A 14,653-nucleotide genomic window follows, 5' to 3' on the forward strand; every position below is an offset into this window, starting at 1 on the left:
CGTTAACAATCAATCATCAATTTGTTTATGCTGTCCATACATATGGATAATATCTTAACATAAACTAAGGGAATTGAAAATGGATTGTTCAATTGTACCTTTTATTCGTTGGTGTCTTTATATCGCTCGACAAGAACTGGTTGAAACTGCTTTCCTTCTAGCGCTGCCTCAACAGTATCTTGAAGTGCACTCATTCTTGCAACAAGAGAGTTCGGTTTTTTAAACGGATCATCTTGCCCATAAGGGATAAAGTAAATATTTTTTGTAGCCATTAACTTCATTAAATTCATCCCGTTTAAACCAAGCGCATCATTCGTACTAATCCCTAAGACGACAGGCTTCAAATTACGTAATGTAGCCTTAGCTGCCATTAGAACCGGTGAGTCTGTTAGGGCATTTGCGAACTTACTCGTAGAGTTCCCTGTCAATGGTGCGATAACCATACAATCAAGTGGTGTTTTTGGTCCAAAAGGTTCTGCCTTAACAATTGAATCTACAATTTCTTCACTTGTAATTTCTTTTATTTGTCTTAACCAATCATCACTCTCACCAAACTTGGTATCTGTTGTTTTTACCGTATGGCTAACAAACGGTGTTACTTTGGCTCCTGCATCAACTAATCTTTTCATTTCTGGTAAAACAGCACTGTACGTACAGTGAGAACCGGTTAATCCAAAGCCGATATGTTTCCCTTTTAAGTTCATGATTGTTCCTCCTCAATGTTGTTGTGTTCTTCTAGCAGCAATTTGGAAAGAACATTTGCGATAATTTGCCCAGCTGTTTTCGGAGCAACGATACCTGGTAGACCAGGTGCAAGCATTGCCTTTATTCCTCTTTTTTCTGCATAACGAAAGTCTGTTCCGCCCGGTTTTGACGCTAGGTCAACAATTAGTGACCGAGTCGGCATCTTAGATAAGATCGTAGGAGTTAGCACCCTTGCTGGAATTGTATTAATACAAACATCCACGTTTTGAACCTCATTTGCTAGTTGTGCCAAATCAATTGGCTCAAATCCCATTTCATAAATTCTTGCAAGAAGATTACTCTCTAGAGCAGCTACCTTTACATTTGCCCCTAACGCATGAAAGGCTCTTGCTACTGTCATTCCTACTCTACCAAAACCTAAAACAACGACATTGGAGCGATGGATGGTGATGTCTGTATTCTGAATAACCATCATCAATGTTCCTTCCATTGTCGGTATTGAATTGTAAATTGCTACATCATCTCGTTCAAATAATTCAATAAGCTTTCTATTTGTTGCTTTAACGATACTTTTTAAATATTGGTTGCTAATTCCTGAAAATATGACACAATGCTCTGGAGTTGCTTTTAGGTGGTCTTCTTTCAATACAATTTTCTCATTTGAGAAGATTGTTTCAATTTCCCCTTCTAAACTAGTGCCACTAACCGGTAGCATTATGGCCTCAACTGTACTAAAATCAACTTGATTTAATTGTACTTTAGAAGCCCCAACAAAACCTTCATCAAGTTGATCAAAGCCTATGAGTGATATCTTTGCATCAAGTTCAATTAATTTACGAATAACTTCTAATTGTCTTGCATCTCCACCAATGATCGCAACATGTTTCCCTGTTAACATTGTTCCTCCCCTTTCTCACTGTTGTTCGCTGTTAAACGTTACAGGGGAATACTCCTTATTAATTCAAAATCATACTATGTATAAACGCACAAAACTGTGAATGCTAGGTAGAAGTTTTCATGTTCTGTTTTGTTAACTCAAAAATAAAAAGCCATGCAACGCATGACTTTTAAGTAGAAATATATAGATTACTGCTAATCTTTTTCTTTATCAACGTCTATGATAATCATGTCTGCTCCAATTTTAACGATTTGACGCCAGTAAACGACAACTTCTTTTTCTTTTTTTCCTAACCCAAACCATTTCATTGAGGGAATAATAAATGATTCAATTTTGCCCGTCTCCTCATCAATGACAAGATCCGTCTGTCCTAGAATTCCCAATCGTTCTCCTTTGTTGTAATCGATAATTTCCTTGCCACTAATTTCGCTTAATTTCATGCCCACTCCCCCTTGTATCTTCTGTTACTTCATTTTTATGTGGACAAAAAAAAAAAATACCAACCGAAGTTGGTATTTTTGTTAGGACTATCTCAATTGATTTGGGAGCTCACCCTCGGGACTAATTAATGCAACAGAATAAGCATTAGAGAATATATCAGCACTAAGACGGTTCACATTATTTAGGGAAACATTATTAATTTCCTCTATTGTCTCATCAAGTGAGCGATGACGTTTTAACAGTAGTTCATTCTTACCGTTACGACTCATACGACTGTTCGTACTTTCTAAACTGAGCATTAAATTTCCTTTTAATTGCTCTTTGCCTTTTGTTAACTCTTTATCAGTTATTCCATTTTTTGAAATACTATTTAACGTTGCCATAATCGTTTCATAAAGTTCATCAAGTTGATGAGGTGCTGTACCACTATATACGGTCAACATCCCATTATCGTGGTACGAAGAGTGGTAAGAAAATACGGAATAAGCTAGCCCTTTCTTTTCTCTAACTTCCTGGAACAAACGACTACTCATGCTTCCGCCCAAGATATTGTTCAATAAAACAAGGCTAAAAACATCTTCGTGCCCTATAGGAAGTCCATTATAACCTAGGCATAAATGTGCTTGTTCAGTATCTTTCTTTCTAACCAATTTTTCCGCTAGGAATACCGGTGTAATATACTCTCGTTTTTGGTCACTCTTGCCTACATCTTTAAAGATTGCTTCTACTTGATGAATAAATTCTTCATCTACATTTCCTGCAATTGATATTACTACATTTTCAGCTGTATATTGATCATTCATATACTCTCGTAATGTTTTATTCGAAAAAGATTTTAAAGTATCTTGAGTCCCTAAAATCGGATAACCTAATGAATGGTTGCCGAAACTAGCTTGTGCTAACAAGTCATGGACAATATCGTCTGGTGCATCTTCATACATCTTAATTTCTTCTAATACAACGTTTTTTTCCTTCTCTAACTCTTTTTCCTCGAAAAGTGAATGGAAAAACATATCCGATAATACATCTAAAGCAATATTAGCATGGTCATCTAACACTTTAGCATAATAACAAGTGTATTCCTTAGAAGTGAACGCATTAACTTGCCCACCAATTCCATCGAATGCTTCCGCAATCTCTTGAGCCGTTCGCTTCTGTGTACCTTTAAAAAACATATGCTCAAGAAAATGTGAAACACCATTAACTTTTGTTGACTCAAACCGTGAGCCAGTTCCAATCCATATTCCTATAGATACTGATCTTACAGTAGGAATTTTCTCTAAAACAATTCTCAATCCATTTGGAGTTTCAAACTTCTGTATCAAATATATTTCCTCCTATTGTTTCAATATGACTGTGAAGCTTCATTTGGAACACCTATTCTCTCCTCACTCAGGAGATTTGTCACAGTGCTGATTTGATATCCTTTTGCTTTAATGCCAGTTATCATTTGTTCTAGACCACCAGTACTACTTGCCGTTGGATGCATTAAAATCATTGAACCTGGCTCTACCTTTTGTATAACTCGTTGTGCCATAGCGTGTGGTTCTGGATTGCGCCAGTCTACTGTATCAACAGTCCACAGGATCGTATACATCTGCATACTTTTAGCAATATCAACAACATCTTGACGAAAACTACCACTAGGTGGCGCGAACCATTTCGGTGTAACATCTAACGTAGCGTTAATAATTTCATTCGTTTTTCTAATTTCTTCATTAATTCTTGCATTGGACAATTTTTTCATGTCCGGATGAGAGTATGCGTGATTTCCAATTTCATGTCCCTCATCGAGAATCATTTTTGCTAATGTAGGATTATTTTTCGTCCATGAACCATCTAAGAAAAAAGTTGCTTTTACATTATGAGCATTCATAATTTTTAACATAGTAGGGATATATTCATTTCCCCAAGCAACATTCACAAGGAATGAAACCATTTGTTTTTCAGGATTGCCTTTATAGATTGGTGAAGCTGGCAAATCACTTAAATGAACTTCTGGAGGTACCTGTTTATATACTAACTTATTTTCTAGAAATTGCCCATCTTTCCGCATTTTCTCATAAGAAGTTTCAATATCAACTTCTAAGCCGTTTAATCCAGGTATTGCCTTCCACACTTTATCTACTACAGCGTTAATTGCTGGCTCATTATGTTGCTTTGCATAATGTTCTAGCTCTATAAAAAGAGGGTCGTTAAAACTGGACACAGCGATACTTTCCCTCTTAATATCTTGTATGTAATTAGAAGTATATGGATTCTGGATCGAGCCAATCGACAAAATCATTATAATAACAAAAGTACAAACTTGTAAAATAAACTTCTTTAACATTAACTGTCCCCCCTTGTACTAAAAAATATGCAAGGGTTGGACGAGGTAGAACAAATCCAGTTAATTGTGAATTGCCAATTTTGAATTCTGAATTACTTTTCATTCGCTTCAAAGCAACTTCCCATCAATAATAATTCGGGTAATTCATCATTCACAATTCATCATTCTTAATTAGAAAAAGAGACTGGCTAAAGCCCCAGCCTCTTCATTTAACTTTCTTGTTTTTCCTCTTTAAGTACTGCTTTTCTTGAAAGATTAACTCTTCCTTGGTTATCTACTTCAGTAACCTTTACAAGAATTTCGTCTCCAATCGCCACAACATCTTCAACTTTGTTGACACGTTCTTCAGCAAGTTGTGAGATATGAACAAGTCCATCTTTACCTTTAAAGATTTCTACGAAAGCACCAAATTTTTCAATTCGTTTTACTGTTCCTAAATATGTTTGCCCAACTTCAACTTCACGGACAATATCTTCAATAATTTGTTTTGCTCGCTCATTCATTTCTTGATTCGTTGAAGCAATAAACACCGTTCCATCTTGTTCAATGTCAATTTTGACACCAGTTTCTTCAATAATCTTATTGATTACTTTACCACTTGGTCCAATCACATCACGAATTTTATCAGGATTGATTGAGAGCATTAGGATCTTAGGTGCATACTCAGATAACTGTGTTTTAGGTTCACTAATTGCTTCTAACATATTATTTAGAATATGAAGACGCCCTTGTCTTGCTTGCTCTAATGCTTCTTCTAAAATAGGTCGATTAATTCCTGAGATTTTAATGTCCATCTGAAGTGCAGTAATACCATCTTTTGTTCCTGCTACTTTAAAATCCATATCCCCTAAATGATCTTCCATACCTTGAATATCAGTTAGAACTGTATAGTCTTCCCCTTCAGCAATCAGACCCATCGCAATCCCTGCAACTGGTGCTTTAATTGGTACACCTGCTGCCATCATCGCGAGTGTACTCGCACAAATACTCGCTTGAGAAGTTGACCCATTTGATTCAAGAACTTCTGAAACTAAACGAATTGTGTAAGGGAACGTTTTTTCAGACGGAATAATTGGTTCAAGTGCACGCTCACCTAGAGCCCCATGACCAATTTCTCTTCGGCCTGGTCCTCTAATTGGCCCGGTTTCCCCAACACTAAATTGTGGGAAGTTATAATGATGCATAAATCGTTTAGACTCTTCAATACCCAATCCATCTAATATTTGCACATCGCCGAGTGCTCCAAGTGTACAAATACTCAACGCTTGAGTTTGACCCCTTGTAAAAAGACCAGAACCATGCGTTCTTGGTAGGATATCTATTTTCGAAGTAAGCATACGAATTTCATCAATAGCTCGTCCATCTGGACGTACTTTTTCTTTAGTAATTAAGCGTCTTACTTCTTCTTTTACAATTTTATGAAGAATTTCTTTTACTTGACCTAAATCAATCTCTTCATTTTCCTCAAAGTGAGCTACCGTTTTTTCCATTACTGCATCAATAGCTGCTTGTCTAGCATGCTTCTCTTGGACTTGAACAGCTTGTCTTAATTCGACATCTGCAAATTCACGAACTAATACATTTAGATCTGCGTCAACTTCTTGAAGAATAACTTCCATCTTCTCAATGTTACCAAGTTGAGCAACAATTTCTTCTTGAAATGCAACTAGACGTTTTATTTGTTCATGCCCATACATAATTGCTTCTAACATTACTTCTTCAGAAACCTCTTCGGCGCCGGCTTCAACCATGTTAATAGCATCTTTTGTACCTGCTACCACTAAGTGGATATCACTGTTTTCTAACTGCTCTGTAGTCGGATTGATTAAAAATTCACCATTAATTCTTCCTACTGTAACACCAGCAATTGGCCCATCAAATGGAATGTCTGAAATTGATAATGCTAATGAAGATCCAACCATAGCTGCCATTTCTGGTGAACAGTTTTGATCAATACTCATGACAATACTAATAACTTGAACCTCATTACGAAATCCTTCTGGAAAAAGCGGACGAATCGGTCTGTCAATTAACCTACTGGTTAATATTGCGTTTTCACTTGGGCGACCTTCACGCTTGATAAATCCACCAGGGATTTTTCCAGCTGCGTATAAACGTTCCTCATAGTTTACTGTAAGAGGAAAGAAATTTAACGGCTTTGGTGACTTTGATGCAGTTACTGTTGCAAGAACCGCTGTTTCGCCATATCTGACCATCACAGCACCATTTGCTTGCTTAGCGAATTCACCGATTTCAAACGTTAATTCGCGACCTGCCCAATCCATTGTAAATTTTTGTGTTTCATGTACCATGTTTGCGAGGACTCCTCTCGTCTTCTTAAATTAATTAAATTACCTAACTTTTATTATTTCCTTAAATATGTAAATTCAAAAGTTTTTTATCCTAGTAAAAAAGTAAGTAATTATGAATATTTTCCCAATAATTAAATCTAACAAAAAAGCGGGACGAATCCCGCTTTCGTGTTTTCATTATCTGCGTAAACCAAGCTTGTCAACTAGATTACGGTAACGAGTAACGTCTTTATTACGTAGGTACGTAAGTAAGTTACGACGTTGCCCAACCATTTTCAAAAGACCACGACGTGAGTGATGATCTTTCTTGTGGGTACGTAAATGCCCGTTTAACGTATTGATTTGCTCCGTTAGGATAGCGATCTGTACTTCTGGAGATCCAGTGTCAGTATCGTGCACTTTAAACGTTTCAATGATTTCATTTTTACGCTCTTGAGTTAATGCCATCCTAATTCACCTCCCTTTTCATAATCCCCAATTCCCTAGCAAACGTTGGTGAGTCGATTTAGCCAAGAAACGGTTTTGTACAAACGTACAATAATAAGAATACATGTTTTTACTACAAATTGCAAGAACACATGTCTAATTTAGTTAAAATTTGTTTTGCGGAAGCCTTATCACTCGCTATCTGATCAATTAATTGTTGAACGCCCGCAAACTTCTTTTCACTTCGAATTCTTTTAATCCATTGAACCGTGATGTTCTCGTCATAAATCTCATCATTAAATTCAAATACATGTATTTCAACAGATTTTACTACAGCGTTATCATGAAAAGTGGGTTTAAATCCTATGTTACAAACTCCCTCGTAAGTACGCTCTTGTATCTTTACATAAACAGCATAAACACCGTTAGTTGGTAGAAAATACCGATCCGTATCAATATTTGCTGTAGGAAAACCGATACTACGACCACGCTTTTCTCCGTGTATTACTTTTCCACGAATTTCATAATACCGACCTAAATAACTAGGTATTTTGTCGACATCTCCCGTGGTTAAAAGTATGCGTATATTTGATGAGCTAATTTTTTCGTGGTCAGTTTCCACTTTAGAAATCGTCGTTTGTGTAAACTGCTCTCTTGAATGAAATGGGAGTGTTTCCATTGTCCCCTTGCCCAATTTCCCATAGGAATAATCAAATCCAGCAACTACATGTTTAACATTTAACCCGATTAAATAGTCATCTACGAATTGTTGCGGTGTTAAATTTGCAAATTCCTGGGTGAATTGAACTACGTAGAGAACATCTACACCTAGCTTCTCAATAAGCCTTATTTTTTCTGGCAATGGACTTAGATACTCTAACTTTTCATTTTTTCCTCGCAATACCTCTTTTGGATGTGGATTAAATGTCATGACAGCACTCTGCATATTTTTTTCTACAGCTATTTGCTTTGCAGTACTAATCACTTGCTGATGACCTAAATGAACACCATCAAAAAAACCTAAGGCGATTACAGTTTCTTTTACATGTTCCTTCTTAAGCTGATGTGGATATGTCAGCGTGATTGTTTTCAACGTTTTCACCTCAATTTCAGTAATGCTCATTTGCCTAGTTAGCCTAAAACATCATTCTTTAATATTTTTTCTGGTTTCATTAAACCTGCTTTGGTAGGGTGCTTCATATAAATGGCTAAGCAATCTCCATCTTGATTATATATAGTAAAACGGTCAGCTTCTAAGTCGACGTTTAGTGGCAGTACCATTCCATTCATCACTTTACTTTCTATTTCTTTATCTATTAAAATTTTGGGAAAATAGGCTATTGCATCTTCAAGTTTAAGTAATTCGCCTTGAAGTTCGCCACTTTCTGCTTTCAACTCGACTTCTTCAAATGTTAGACATTCCTCTAGTTTAAATGGACCAGAAGCCGTTCTAATTAAACTAGACATATGAGCAGGGTACCCAAGTTTTTTGCCAATATCAACTGCTAAAGTCCGTACGTAAGTTCCTTTGCTGCAGTGAACTTGAAAAGAAAACCTTACTTGGTCACCCTCAAGTAATTCTGGCTCTGTGAGTAACTCTAACTGATGTATCACAACGTGTCGCTCGGGTCTTTCGACTTCTATCCCAGCTCTTGCATATTCGTACAATTTTTTTCCTTTAATCTTAACTGCAGAATACATGGGTGGTATTTGAGTTATTGTCCCTGTAAATAATTGTAGTACTTCCTCTATTTCTTGTCTAGAAAATAACTTGGCAACTGCTTTTTTCTCTAGTAATTCCCCAGTGAAATCTTCAGTCGTCGTTGAAAAACCAATTGTTACTTCACCAATATATGTTTTCGAATAATCTGACATGTATTGTGCCACTTTTGTTGCTCTTCCAATGCAAATTGGTAAAACACCAGTAACCTCAGGGTCAAGAGTTCCTGTATGGCCAATTTTCTTAGTCTTGAGTATCCGTCTTAGTTTTGCAACACAGTCGTGAGATGTCATTCCCTTAGGTTTATGTAATGGGAGTATTCCCTGTAGCTCCATCTTCTTCACCACTTTTCAATAATTCTTTATAACAGAAGAAAAGGAGATAGCATTAACTATCCCCCTAGGTCTTTATTGTTGATGATCTTGTTGCCGATTAAGTTCCCCAAGCAGAGACGCAATTCTATTCCCATACTCAGTTGATTCATCAAATTTAAAAATTAATTCCGGTGTCTTTCTAAGTCTAATTCGCTTCCCAATTTCTGAACGGATAAATCCAGTGGCTTTTGAAAGACCTTGTAATGTTGATTCTTTTTGTTCTTCATTACCTAAAACAGTAATATAAATCGTTGCTTGCTGTAAATCACCAGTGACTTCAACTCCTGTAACAGTAACAAAGCCAATTCTTGGATCTTTTAGCTCACGCTGAAGAATGTCAGTCATTTCTTTTTTGATTTGTTCACCAACACGATTTGCACGAACACTCATATTCTCACCTCGTTAGAAATGCAATGAAGCTATGTTGCTTCTTCTAATATAAAGCATACTAAAACCATTCAAAGTTTGTAATGGTTCGTTCTATTTCTGGAGTGGAATCGATCATCGCTAAAGCCTTCTGCAATTCTTTTTCTGCTATGACACGATCACTAGCAACCGTTACTATCGATATTTCAGTCCGTTGCCAGAGATCTTGATATCCTGTTTCTGATACCGATATGTTTAGCCTTTGCTTTAAGCGAGTAATTATACTCTTTAAGACCGAACGCTTTCCTTTTAATGACTGTACATCATAAATGAAACATTCACATGTTACACTCCCGATCATGTACGCTTAATTTCCTCCATTATATAAGCTTCAATAATATCGCCTTCTTTAATATCATTGAACTTCTCCAGGGTAATACCACACTCATACCCCGTAGCAACTTCTTTCGCATCATCTTTAAAGCGCTTAAGTGCGTCAATTTTGCCTTCGTATATAACAACCCCGTCACGGATTAAACGTACTGTTGAGTCTCTTGTAATCTTACCTTCAGTTACATAACATCCAGCAATCGTCCCTACTTTTGATACCTTAAACGTTGTTCTAACTTCTACTTGACCAATGACTTTCTCTTCGAACTCTGGATCAAGCATTCCTTTCATTGCTGCTTCAATTTCATCAATTGCATTGTAAATAACTCGGTGAAGTCGAATGTCTACTTTTTCACTATCTGCAGTACGTTTCGCATTTACGTCTGGACGAACATTAAATCCAATAACGATTGCATTTGAAGCACTTGCTAAAATAATATCCGATTCTGTAATTGCACCTACACCAGTATGGATAATGTTAACTTTAACACCTTCAACATCGATCTTTTCTAGTGAACCTTTCATTGCTTCAACAGAACCCTGAACGTCACCTTTAACAATGATATTAATATCTTTAATTTCACCCTGTTGAATTCTATTAAATAAATCATCAAGACTTACTTTACTGTTTTCTGATCTTTCAGCATCACGTTGCTTCGAAGCTCTTGCTTCACCAACAGAACGAGCTGTTTTCTCGTCTTTAAATACTAAGAACTGGTCTCCTGCTTGTGGTACATCACTTAGGCCTGTAATTTCTACAGGTGCCGATGGACCCGCTGTTTTTACACGTCGACCAAGGTCATTTACCATGGCTCTGACACGCCCAAATGTATTACCGACAACAATTGGGTCTCCTACGTGTAATGTACCAGATTGTACTAGAAGGGTTGCAACAGCTCCGCGGCCTTTATCAAGTTCTGCTTCGACTACTGTACCACGTGCATAAGCTTTCGGATTGGCTTTGTACTCTTCTACTTCTGATACTAATAGGATCATTTCTAAAAGCTCATCAATCCCCTCACCTTTTAGCGCTGAAACTGGAACGAAGATCGTATCTCCTCCCCACGCTTCCGCAACTAATCCGTGTTCAGTTAATTCTTGCATAACTCTATCAGGATTTGCAGCTTCTTTATCCATTTTATTCACAGCAACAATAATTGGTACTTTTGCTGCTTTCGCATGGTTGATTGCTTCTACCGTTTGTGGCATAACCCCGTCGTCTGCAGCAACAACAAGAATTGTAATATCAGTAACTTGAGCACCACGAGCACGCATAGTTGTAAAAGCTGCGTGACCAGGGGTATCTAAAAACGTAACTTTCTTGTCATTTACTTCGACTTGGTAGGCTCCAATATGTTGGGTAATTCCCCCTGCTTCGCCTGCAGTAACCTTTGTATGACGAATTGAATCAAGGAGTGTTGTTTTTCCATGGTCAACGTGACCCATGATTGTAACAACAGGTGGTCTTTCTCTTAAGTCTTTTGGATCATCTTCTTCTTCATATCGTTCAAAATCTGTAGCCTCTAAGATAATCTCTTCTTCTACTTCAACTCCAAAGTCTCCGGCAATTAATTCAATCGATTCCTTATCTAATTCTTGGTTGATTGTTGCCATAACACCTAGGAACATTAGTTTTTTAATTAACTCTGAAGGTTCTTTATGAAGAAGCTTCGCTAGCTCGCCCACTGTAAGTGAACCTGAATAAGTAATTTTTGTTGGAGTTTTCATAGTTTCTTTCTTCTCTTCGTTTTGTGGCTTATGGTTCTGTTGGTTTTGATTTCTCTTGTTTTTCTTCTTATCGTTTTTCTTAGGAGCAGCGTTCTTCGTATCTGCATCTTTAAATTGAGTAGGCTTTTTTATAACCTTTTGTTCGTTCTTATCTTTCTTAACAGCTACAGGGATATCGTCTTCATTGTCCTCTTGTTTACCTGCTTTTACTTCTTTTTTGGGTGCTACATTTTTAGGTTCCTCTTTATTTGGACCCTCTAATTGTTTCATGGCTTCTTCTGTAATGACTGACATATGGTTGGTTACCTCAATATTTAATGACTTTAATTTGTCAATAATTTCTTTGCTTGATATATTTTTTTCTTTTGCATATTCATAAACACGCATCTTCCTCATTTGCTTTCCTCCCTTTGAACATGGTCTTGTTCAACCAGCTTTCAAACTTGCTATTTATTAAAGAAGTGAAAGGAGCTTTTGAGCAAATCCCTCGTCTGTAACACCAATAACTACTCTTTCATGTTTACCAATCGCAGCACCGAGCTGTCCTCGATCAGACGCGAACTGCAACGTAACATTGTAGTATTGACATTTATCCTGTAACTTTTTCTTTGTCAAGTCTGAGGCATCATCTGCTACTATTACCAAATGGACTTCTTTTTTACGGATACTTTTAATCACAAGCTCTTCCCCAGTAACGAGCTTTCTTGCTCTAGCCGCTAGGCCTAAGAGCGAAAACCATTGTGGTTGCTTCATTATAAGTCTCCTTTAGTTCGATCTTTGATAAGTTGGTCATATATTTCGGAACTAACTTTCACATTTAAATGACGGGAAAATACATCTTTCTTTTTTGCTTCTTCAAAGCATTCTTGGCTGTTACTCACATATGCCCCTCTTCCAGACTTTTTCCCAGTAAAATCGACAACGACTTCGCCTTCAGGGGTACGAACAATACGGATTAATTCTTTTTTAGGTTTCATCTCATTTGTGACAACACATTTGCGAAGTGGAACTTTACGGTTCTTCATCATGGCCCCTACTCCTTACTACTCTTGTTCTACGTGTCCCTCTTCAAAATTATAATCAGCAACTTCATCTTCTATGTCCAAATTCTGTGCCTCGTTAGAATTATATAGACCGAGACTTTCTGCCTCAGATTGGCTCTTAATATCAATTTTCCAACCTGTTAACTTAGCTGCTAACCTTGCGTTTTGCCCTCTTTTACCAATAGCCAATGAAAGTTGGTAATCAGGAACAATAACTTGAGTCATTTTTTCTTCTTCATTTACCTTTACTTGCACTACCTTAGCAGGGCTTAAAGCATTTGCAACATATTCTACTGGATCTTCTGACCAACGAACGATGTCAATCTTTTCACCTTTAAGTTCATTCACGATTGTCTGAACTCTTTGCCCTTTTGGGCCAACACACGAACCAACAGGATCAACCTCTTGATTTTCTGCATGAACAGCAATTTTCGAACGGTCACCAGCTTCTCGGGCAACTGACTTAAGTTCAACTGTACCATCAAAGATTTCAGGTACTTCTAACTCAAATAATCGCTTTAATAATCCAGGGTGCGTTCTTGAAATCAAAATCTGAGGACCTTTAGTCGTTTTTTCTACTTTGGTTATGTAAGCTTTGATACGATCATTATGCTTATAAGTTTCGTTAGGCATTTGCTCACTTAACGGTAGTAGAGCTTCTACTTTCCCTAAGTCTACATAGATAAAACGGCTGTCTTGCCTTTGAACAATTCCTGTCATAATATCTTCTTCGCGATCAATAAAATCAGCATAGATAATACCTCTTTCAGCTTCTCGAACACGTTGAGTTACAACCTGTTTAGCTGTTTGAGCAGCAATTCTACCGAAATCCTTAGGGGTTACTTCAATTTCAACAATATCGTCTACCTCATATTGTGGGTTCATGGCTTTTGCCGCTTCAAGGGAAATTTCTAATCTTGAGTCAAAAACCTCTTCCACTACTTGCTTTCTGGCAAAAACACGGATACTGCCGTTCTCACGATTAATATCCACACGAACATTTTGGGCTTGATTAAAGTTACGTTTGTAACCAGAAATTAAAGCAGCCTCAATTGCTTCAATAATAATTTCCTTACTAATTCCTTTTTCTTTTTCTAACGTAGTTAATGCATCCATAAAATCAGTATTCATGGAGCTCTTTTCCCCCTTTCGTTTTAGAATGGTCGTACAAACCAAGCTTGTTACGCTTTGTGAGTCAATACGTCCCATTTAGTATAAATGTGGCTGCAATTATATTGGTATCGACCAACATTTACTCAGTGTAATGCTGCATAGTTCCATGTATCTTAGAGGAAAGGCAACTTTTTACAAATCTATTAGAACACTACGGCCAACCTAGCACTTGCTACTTTTTCATAAGGAATGACCACTTCTACTAGACGTGTTTTTTGTTTTGTTGCAATCGTTAACTGATTTTCAACAAAAGAAACCAATTTACCTTCATGTGTTTTCTCACCTTGAATTGGCTCATATAAGGTAACGTATATGTTCTTACCGACTGCCTTTTCAATATCGGACTCTTTTTTCAATGGTCTCTCAGCACCAGGCGAAGATACTTCTAAGAAGTATGCTTGTGTAATTGGGTCTTTTTCATCTAAAAGTTCGCTTAATCTTTCGCTGACAGTGCCACAGTCCTCAATATCTACACCCTTTTCTGAGTCAATGTAAACTCGTAGAAACCAATTCTTCCCTTCTTTCTTAAATTCAACATCTACAAGTTCAAGTTGCATATTAGTCAAAATAGGTATAACTAGTTCTTCTACGGCTGTAGTTACTTTGCTACTCATTATTATCCCTCCTTAAAACGAGCATAACCTGTACATATAACTTTCCAAATCCACACATGAGCCAATTGGGTGATCCAAAAGTCAAGCGCGGTTTAATTGCTTCTAAAAAAGAACTCTCTTGTCAATTTGTA

At 37.1% G+C, this 14,653-nt stretch carries 16 protein-coding genes; all 16 read right to left on the reverse strand.

Annotation, left to right across the window (positions count from 1 at the left end):
* Positions 1-101 precede the first annotated feature (101 nt).
* The 16 genes from DS745_RS16430 to rimP all read right to left on the reverse strand — a co-directional run bounded on the left by DS745_RS16430 (position 102) and on the right by rimP (position 14,522).
* Complete coding sequence (locus DS745_RS16430) at positions 102-704, reverse strand: dipicolinate synthase subunit B (protein WP_129079320.1); 603 nt, start codon at positions 702-704, stop codon at positions 102-104.
* Entirely contained in the window at positions 701-1,603 is a 903-nt protein-coding gene (dpaA, locus tag DS745_RS16435) for a dipicolinic acid synthetase subunit A (RefSeq protein ID WP_129079321.1), read from the reverse strand. Before dpaA ends, DS745_RS16430 begins: the two co-directional genes overlap by 4 nt.
* 194 nt (positions 1,604-1,797) lie before the next feature.
* Positions 1,798-2,043, reverse strand: a complete 246-nt coding sequence (locus DS745_RS16440; RefSeq protein ID WP_129079322.1) for a YlmC/YmxH family sporulation protein — start codon at positions 2,041-2,043, stop codon at positions 1,798-1,800.
* A gap of 87 nt (positions 2,044-2,130) precedes the next feature.
* Positions 2,131-3,369, reverse strand: a complete 1,239-nt coding sequence (locus tag DS745_RS16445; RefSeq protein ID WP_129079323.1) for a M16 family metallopeptidase — start codon at positions 3,367-3,369, stop codon at positions 2,131-2,133.
* Between the two features lie 20 nt (positions 3,370-3,389).
* Positions 3,390-4,376 (reverse strand): polysaccharide deacetylase family protein, encoded by a 987-nt coding sequence (locus tag DS745_RS16450; RefSeq protein WP_129079324.1) that lies wholly within the window; start codon positions 4,374-4,376, stop codon positions 3,390-3,392.
* Between the two features lie 209 nt (positions 4,377-4,585).
* Positions 4,586-6,688, reverse strand: coding sequence for a polyribonucleotide nucleotidyltransferase (locus tag DS745_RS16455; protein WP_129079325.1), 2,103 nt, complete (start codon positions 6,686-6,688; stop codon positions 4,586-4,588).
* 177 nt (positions 6,689-6,865) lie between these two features.
* Positions 6,866-7,135, reverse strand: coding sequence for a 30S ribosomal protein S15 (rpsO, locus tag DS745_RS16460; protein WP_129079326.1), 270 nt, complete (start codon positions 7,133-7,135; stop codon positions 6,866-6,868).
* A 112-nt stretch (positions 7,136-7,247) separates the two neighbouring features.
* On the reverse strand, positions 7,248-8,207 hold the full coding sequence (gene ribF / locus DS745_RS16465) for a bifunctional riboflavin kinase/FAD synthetase (protein WP_129079327.1): 960 nt from the start codon (positions 8,205-8,207) through the stop codon (positions 7,248-7,250).
* Between the two features lie 38 nt (positions 8,208-8,245).
* Positions 8,246-9,169, reverse strand: a complete 924-nt coding sequence (gene truB, locus DS745_RS16470) for a tRNA pseudouridine(55) synthase TruB (RefSeq protein ID WP_129079328.1) — start codon at positions 9,167-9,169, stop codon at positions 8,246-8,248.
* Between the two features lie 72 nt (positions 9,170-9,241).
* Entirely contained in the window at positions 9,242-9,598 is a 357-nt protein-coding gene (gene rbfA / locus DS745_RS16475) for a 30S ribosome-binding factor RbfA (RefSeq protein WP_129079329.1), read from the reverse strand.
* Positions 9,599-9,656: 58 nt separating this feature from the next.
* On the reverse strand, positions 9,657-9,935 hold the full coding sequence (locus DS745_RS16480; protein WP_129079330.1) for a DUF503 domain-containing protein: 279 nt from the start codon (positions 9,933-9,935) through the stop codon (positions 9,657-9,659).
* Entirely contained in the window at positions 9,932-12,088 is a 2,157-nt protein-coding gene (gene infB / locus DS745_RS16485; RefSeq protein WP_129079331.1) for a translation initiation factor IF-2, read from the reverse strand. The genes DS745_RS16480 and infB overlap by 4 nt, the downstream gene beginning before the upstream one ends.
* A gap of 57 nt (positions 12,089-12,145) precedes the next feature.
* Entirely contained in the window at positions 12,146-12,445 is a 300-nt protein-coding gene (locus DS745_RS16490; RefSeq protein WP_129079332.1) for a YlxQ family RNA-binding protein, read from the reverse strand.
* Entirely contained in the window at positions 12,445-12,717 is a 273-nt protein-coding gene (gene rnpM / locus DS745_RS16495) for an RNase P modulator RnpM (protein WP_129080062.1), read from the reverse strand. The genes DS745_RS16490 and rnpM overlap by 1 nt, the downstream gene beginning before the upstream one ends.
* 18 nt (positions 12,718-12,735) lie before the next feature.
* Complete coding sequence (gene nusA / locus DS745_RS16500) at positions 12,736-13,866, reverse strand: transcription termination factor NusA (RefSeq protein WP_129079333.1); 1,131 nt, start codon at positions 13,864-13,866, stop codon at positions 12,736-12,738.
* Positions 13,867-14,051: 185 nt separating this feature from the next.
* Positions 14,052-14,522, reverse strand: a complete 471-nt coding sequence (rimP, locus tag DS745_RS16505) for a ribosome maturation factor RimP (RefSeq protein WP_129079334.1) — start codon at positions 14,520-14,522, stop codon at positions 14,052-14,054.
* Positions 14,523-14,653: the final 131 nt, after the last annotated feature.

This window comes from Anaerobacillus alkaliphilus, assembly GCF_004116265.1.
In the GTDB taxonomy this organism is placed as follows: Bacteria; Bacillota; Bacilli; order Bacillales; family Anaerobacillaceae; genus Anaerobacillus; species Anaerobacillus alkaliphilus.

Bases quoted from the DNA above. Each gene is read 5' to 3' on its own strand.
- rbfA (WP_129079329.1), bottom strand. From the start codon at position 9,598: ATGAGTGTTCGTGCAAATCGTGTTGGTGAACAAATCAAAAAAGAAATG.
- infB (WP_129079331.1), bottom strand. From the start codon at position 12,088: ATGAGGAAGATGCGTGTTTATGAATATGCAAAAGAAAAAAATATATCA.
- rnpM (WP_129080062.1), bottom strand. From the start codon at position 12,717: ATGAAGAACCGTAAAGTTCCACTTCGCAAATGTGTTGTCACAAATGAG.
- truB (WP_129079328.1), bottom strand. From the start codon at position 9,169: ATGGAGCTACAGGGAATACTCCCATTACATAAACCTAAGGGAATGACA.
- DS745_RS16455 (WP_129079325.1), bottom strand. From the start codon at position 6,688: ATGGTACATGAAACACAAAAATTTACAATGGATTGGGCAGGTCGCGAA.
- rimP (WP_129079334.1), bottom strand. From the start codon at position 14,522: ATGAGTAGCAAAGTAACTACAGCCGTAGAAGAACTAGTTATACCTATT.
- DS745_RS16450 (WP_129079324.1), bottom strand. From the start codon at position 4,376: ATGTTAAAGAAGTTTATTTTACAAGTTTGTACTTTTGTTATTATAATG.
- rpsO (WP_129079326.1), bottom strand. From the start codon at position 7,135: ATGGCATTAACTCAAGAGCGTAAAAATGAAATCATTGAAACGTTTAAA.
- DS745_RS16440 (WP_129079322.1), bottom strand. From the start codon at position 2,043: ATGAAATTAAGCGAAATTAGTGGCAAGGAAATTATCGATTACAACAAA.
- DS745_RS16480 (WP_129079330.1), bottom strand. From the start codon at position 9,935: ATGATCGGGAGTGTAACATGTGAATGTTTCATTTATGATGTACAGTCA.
- dpaA (WP_129079321.1), bottom strand. From the start codon at position 1,603: ATGTTAACAGGGAAACATGTTGCGATCATTGGTGGAGATGCAAGACAA.
- DS745_RS16490 (WP_129079332.1), bottom strand. From the start codon at position 12,445: ATGAAGCAACCACAATGGTTTTCGCTCTTAGGCCTAGCGGCTAGAGCA.
- nusA (WP_129079333.1), bottom strand. From the start codon at position 13,866: ATGAATACTGATTTTATGGATGCATTAACTACGTTAGAAAAAGAAAAA.
- DS745_RS16430 (WP_129079320.1), bottom strand. From the start codon at position 704: ATGAACTTAAAAGGGAAACATATCGGCTTTGGATTAACCGGTTCTCAC.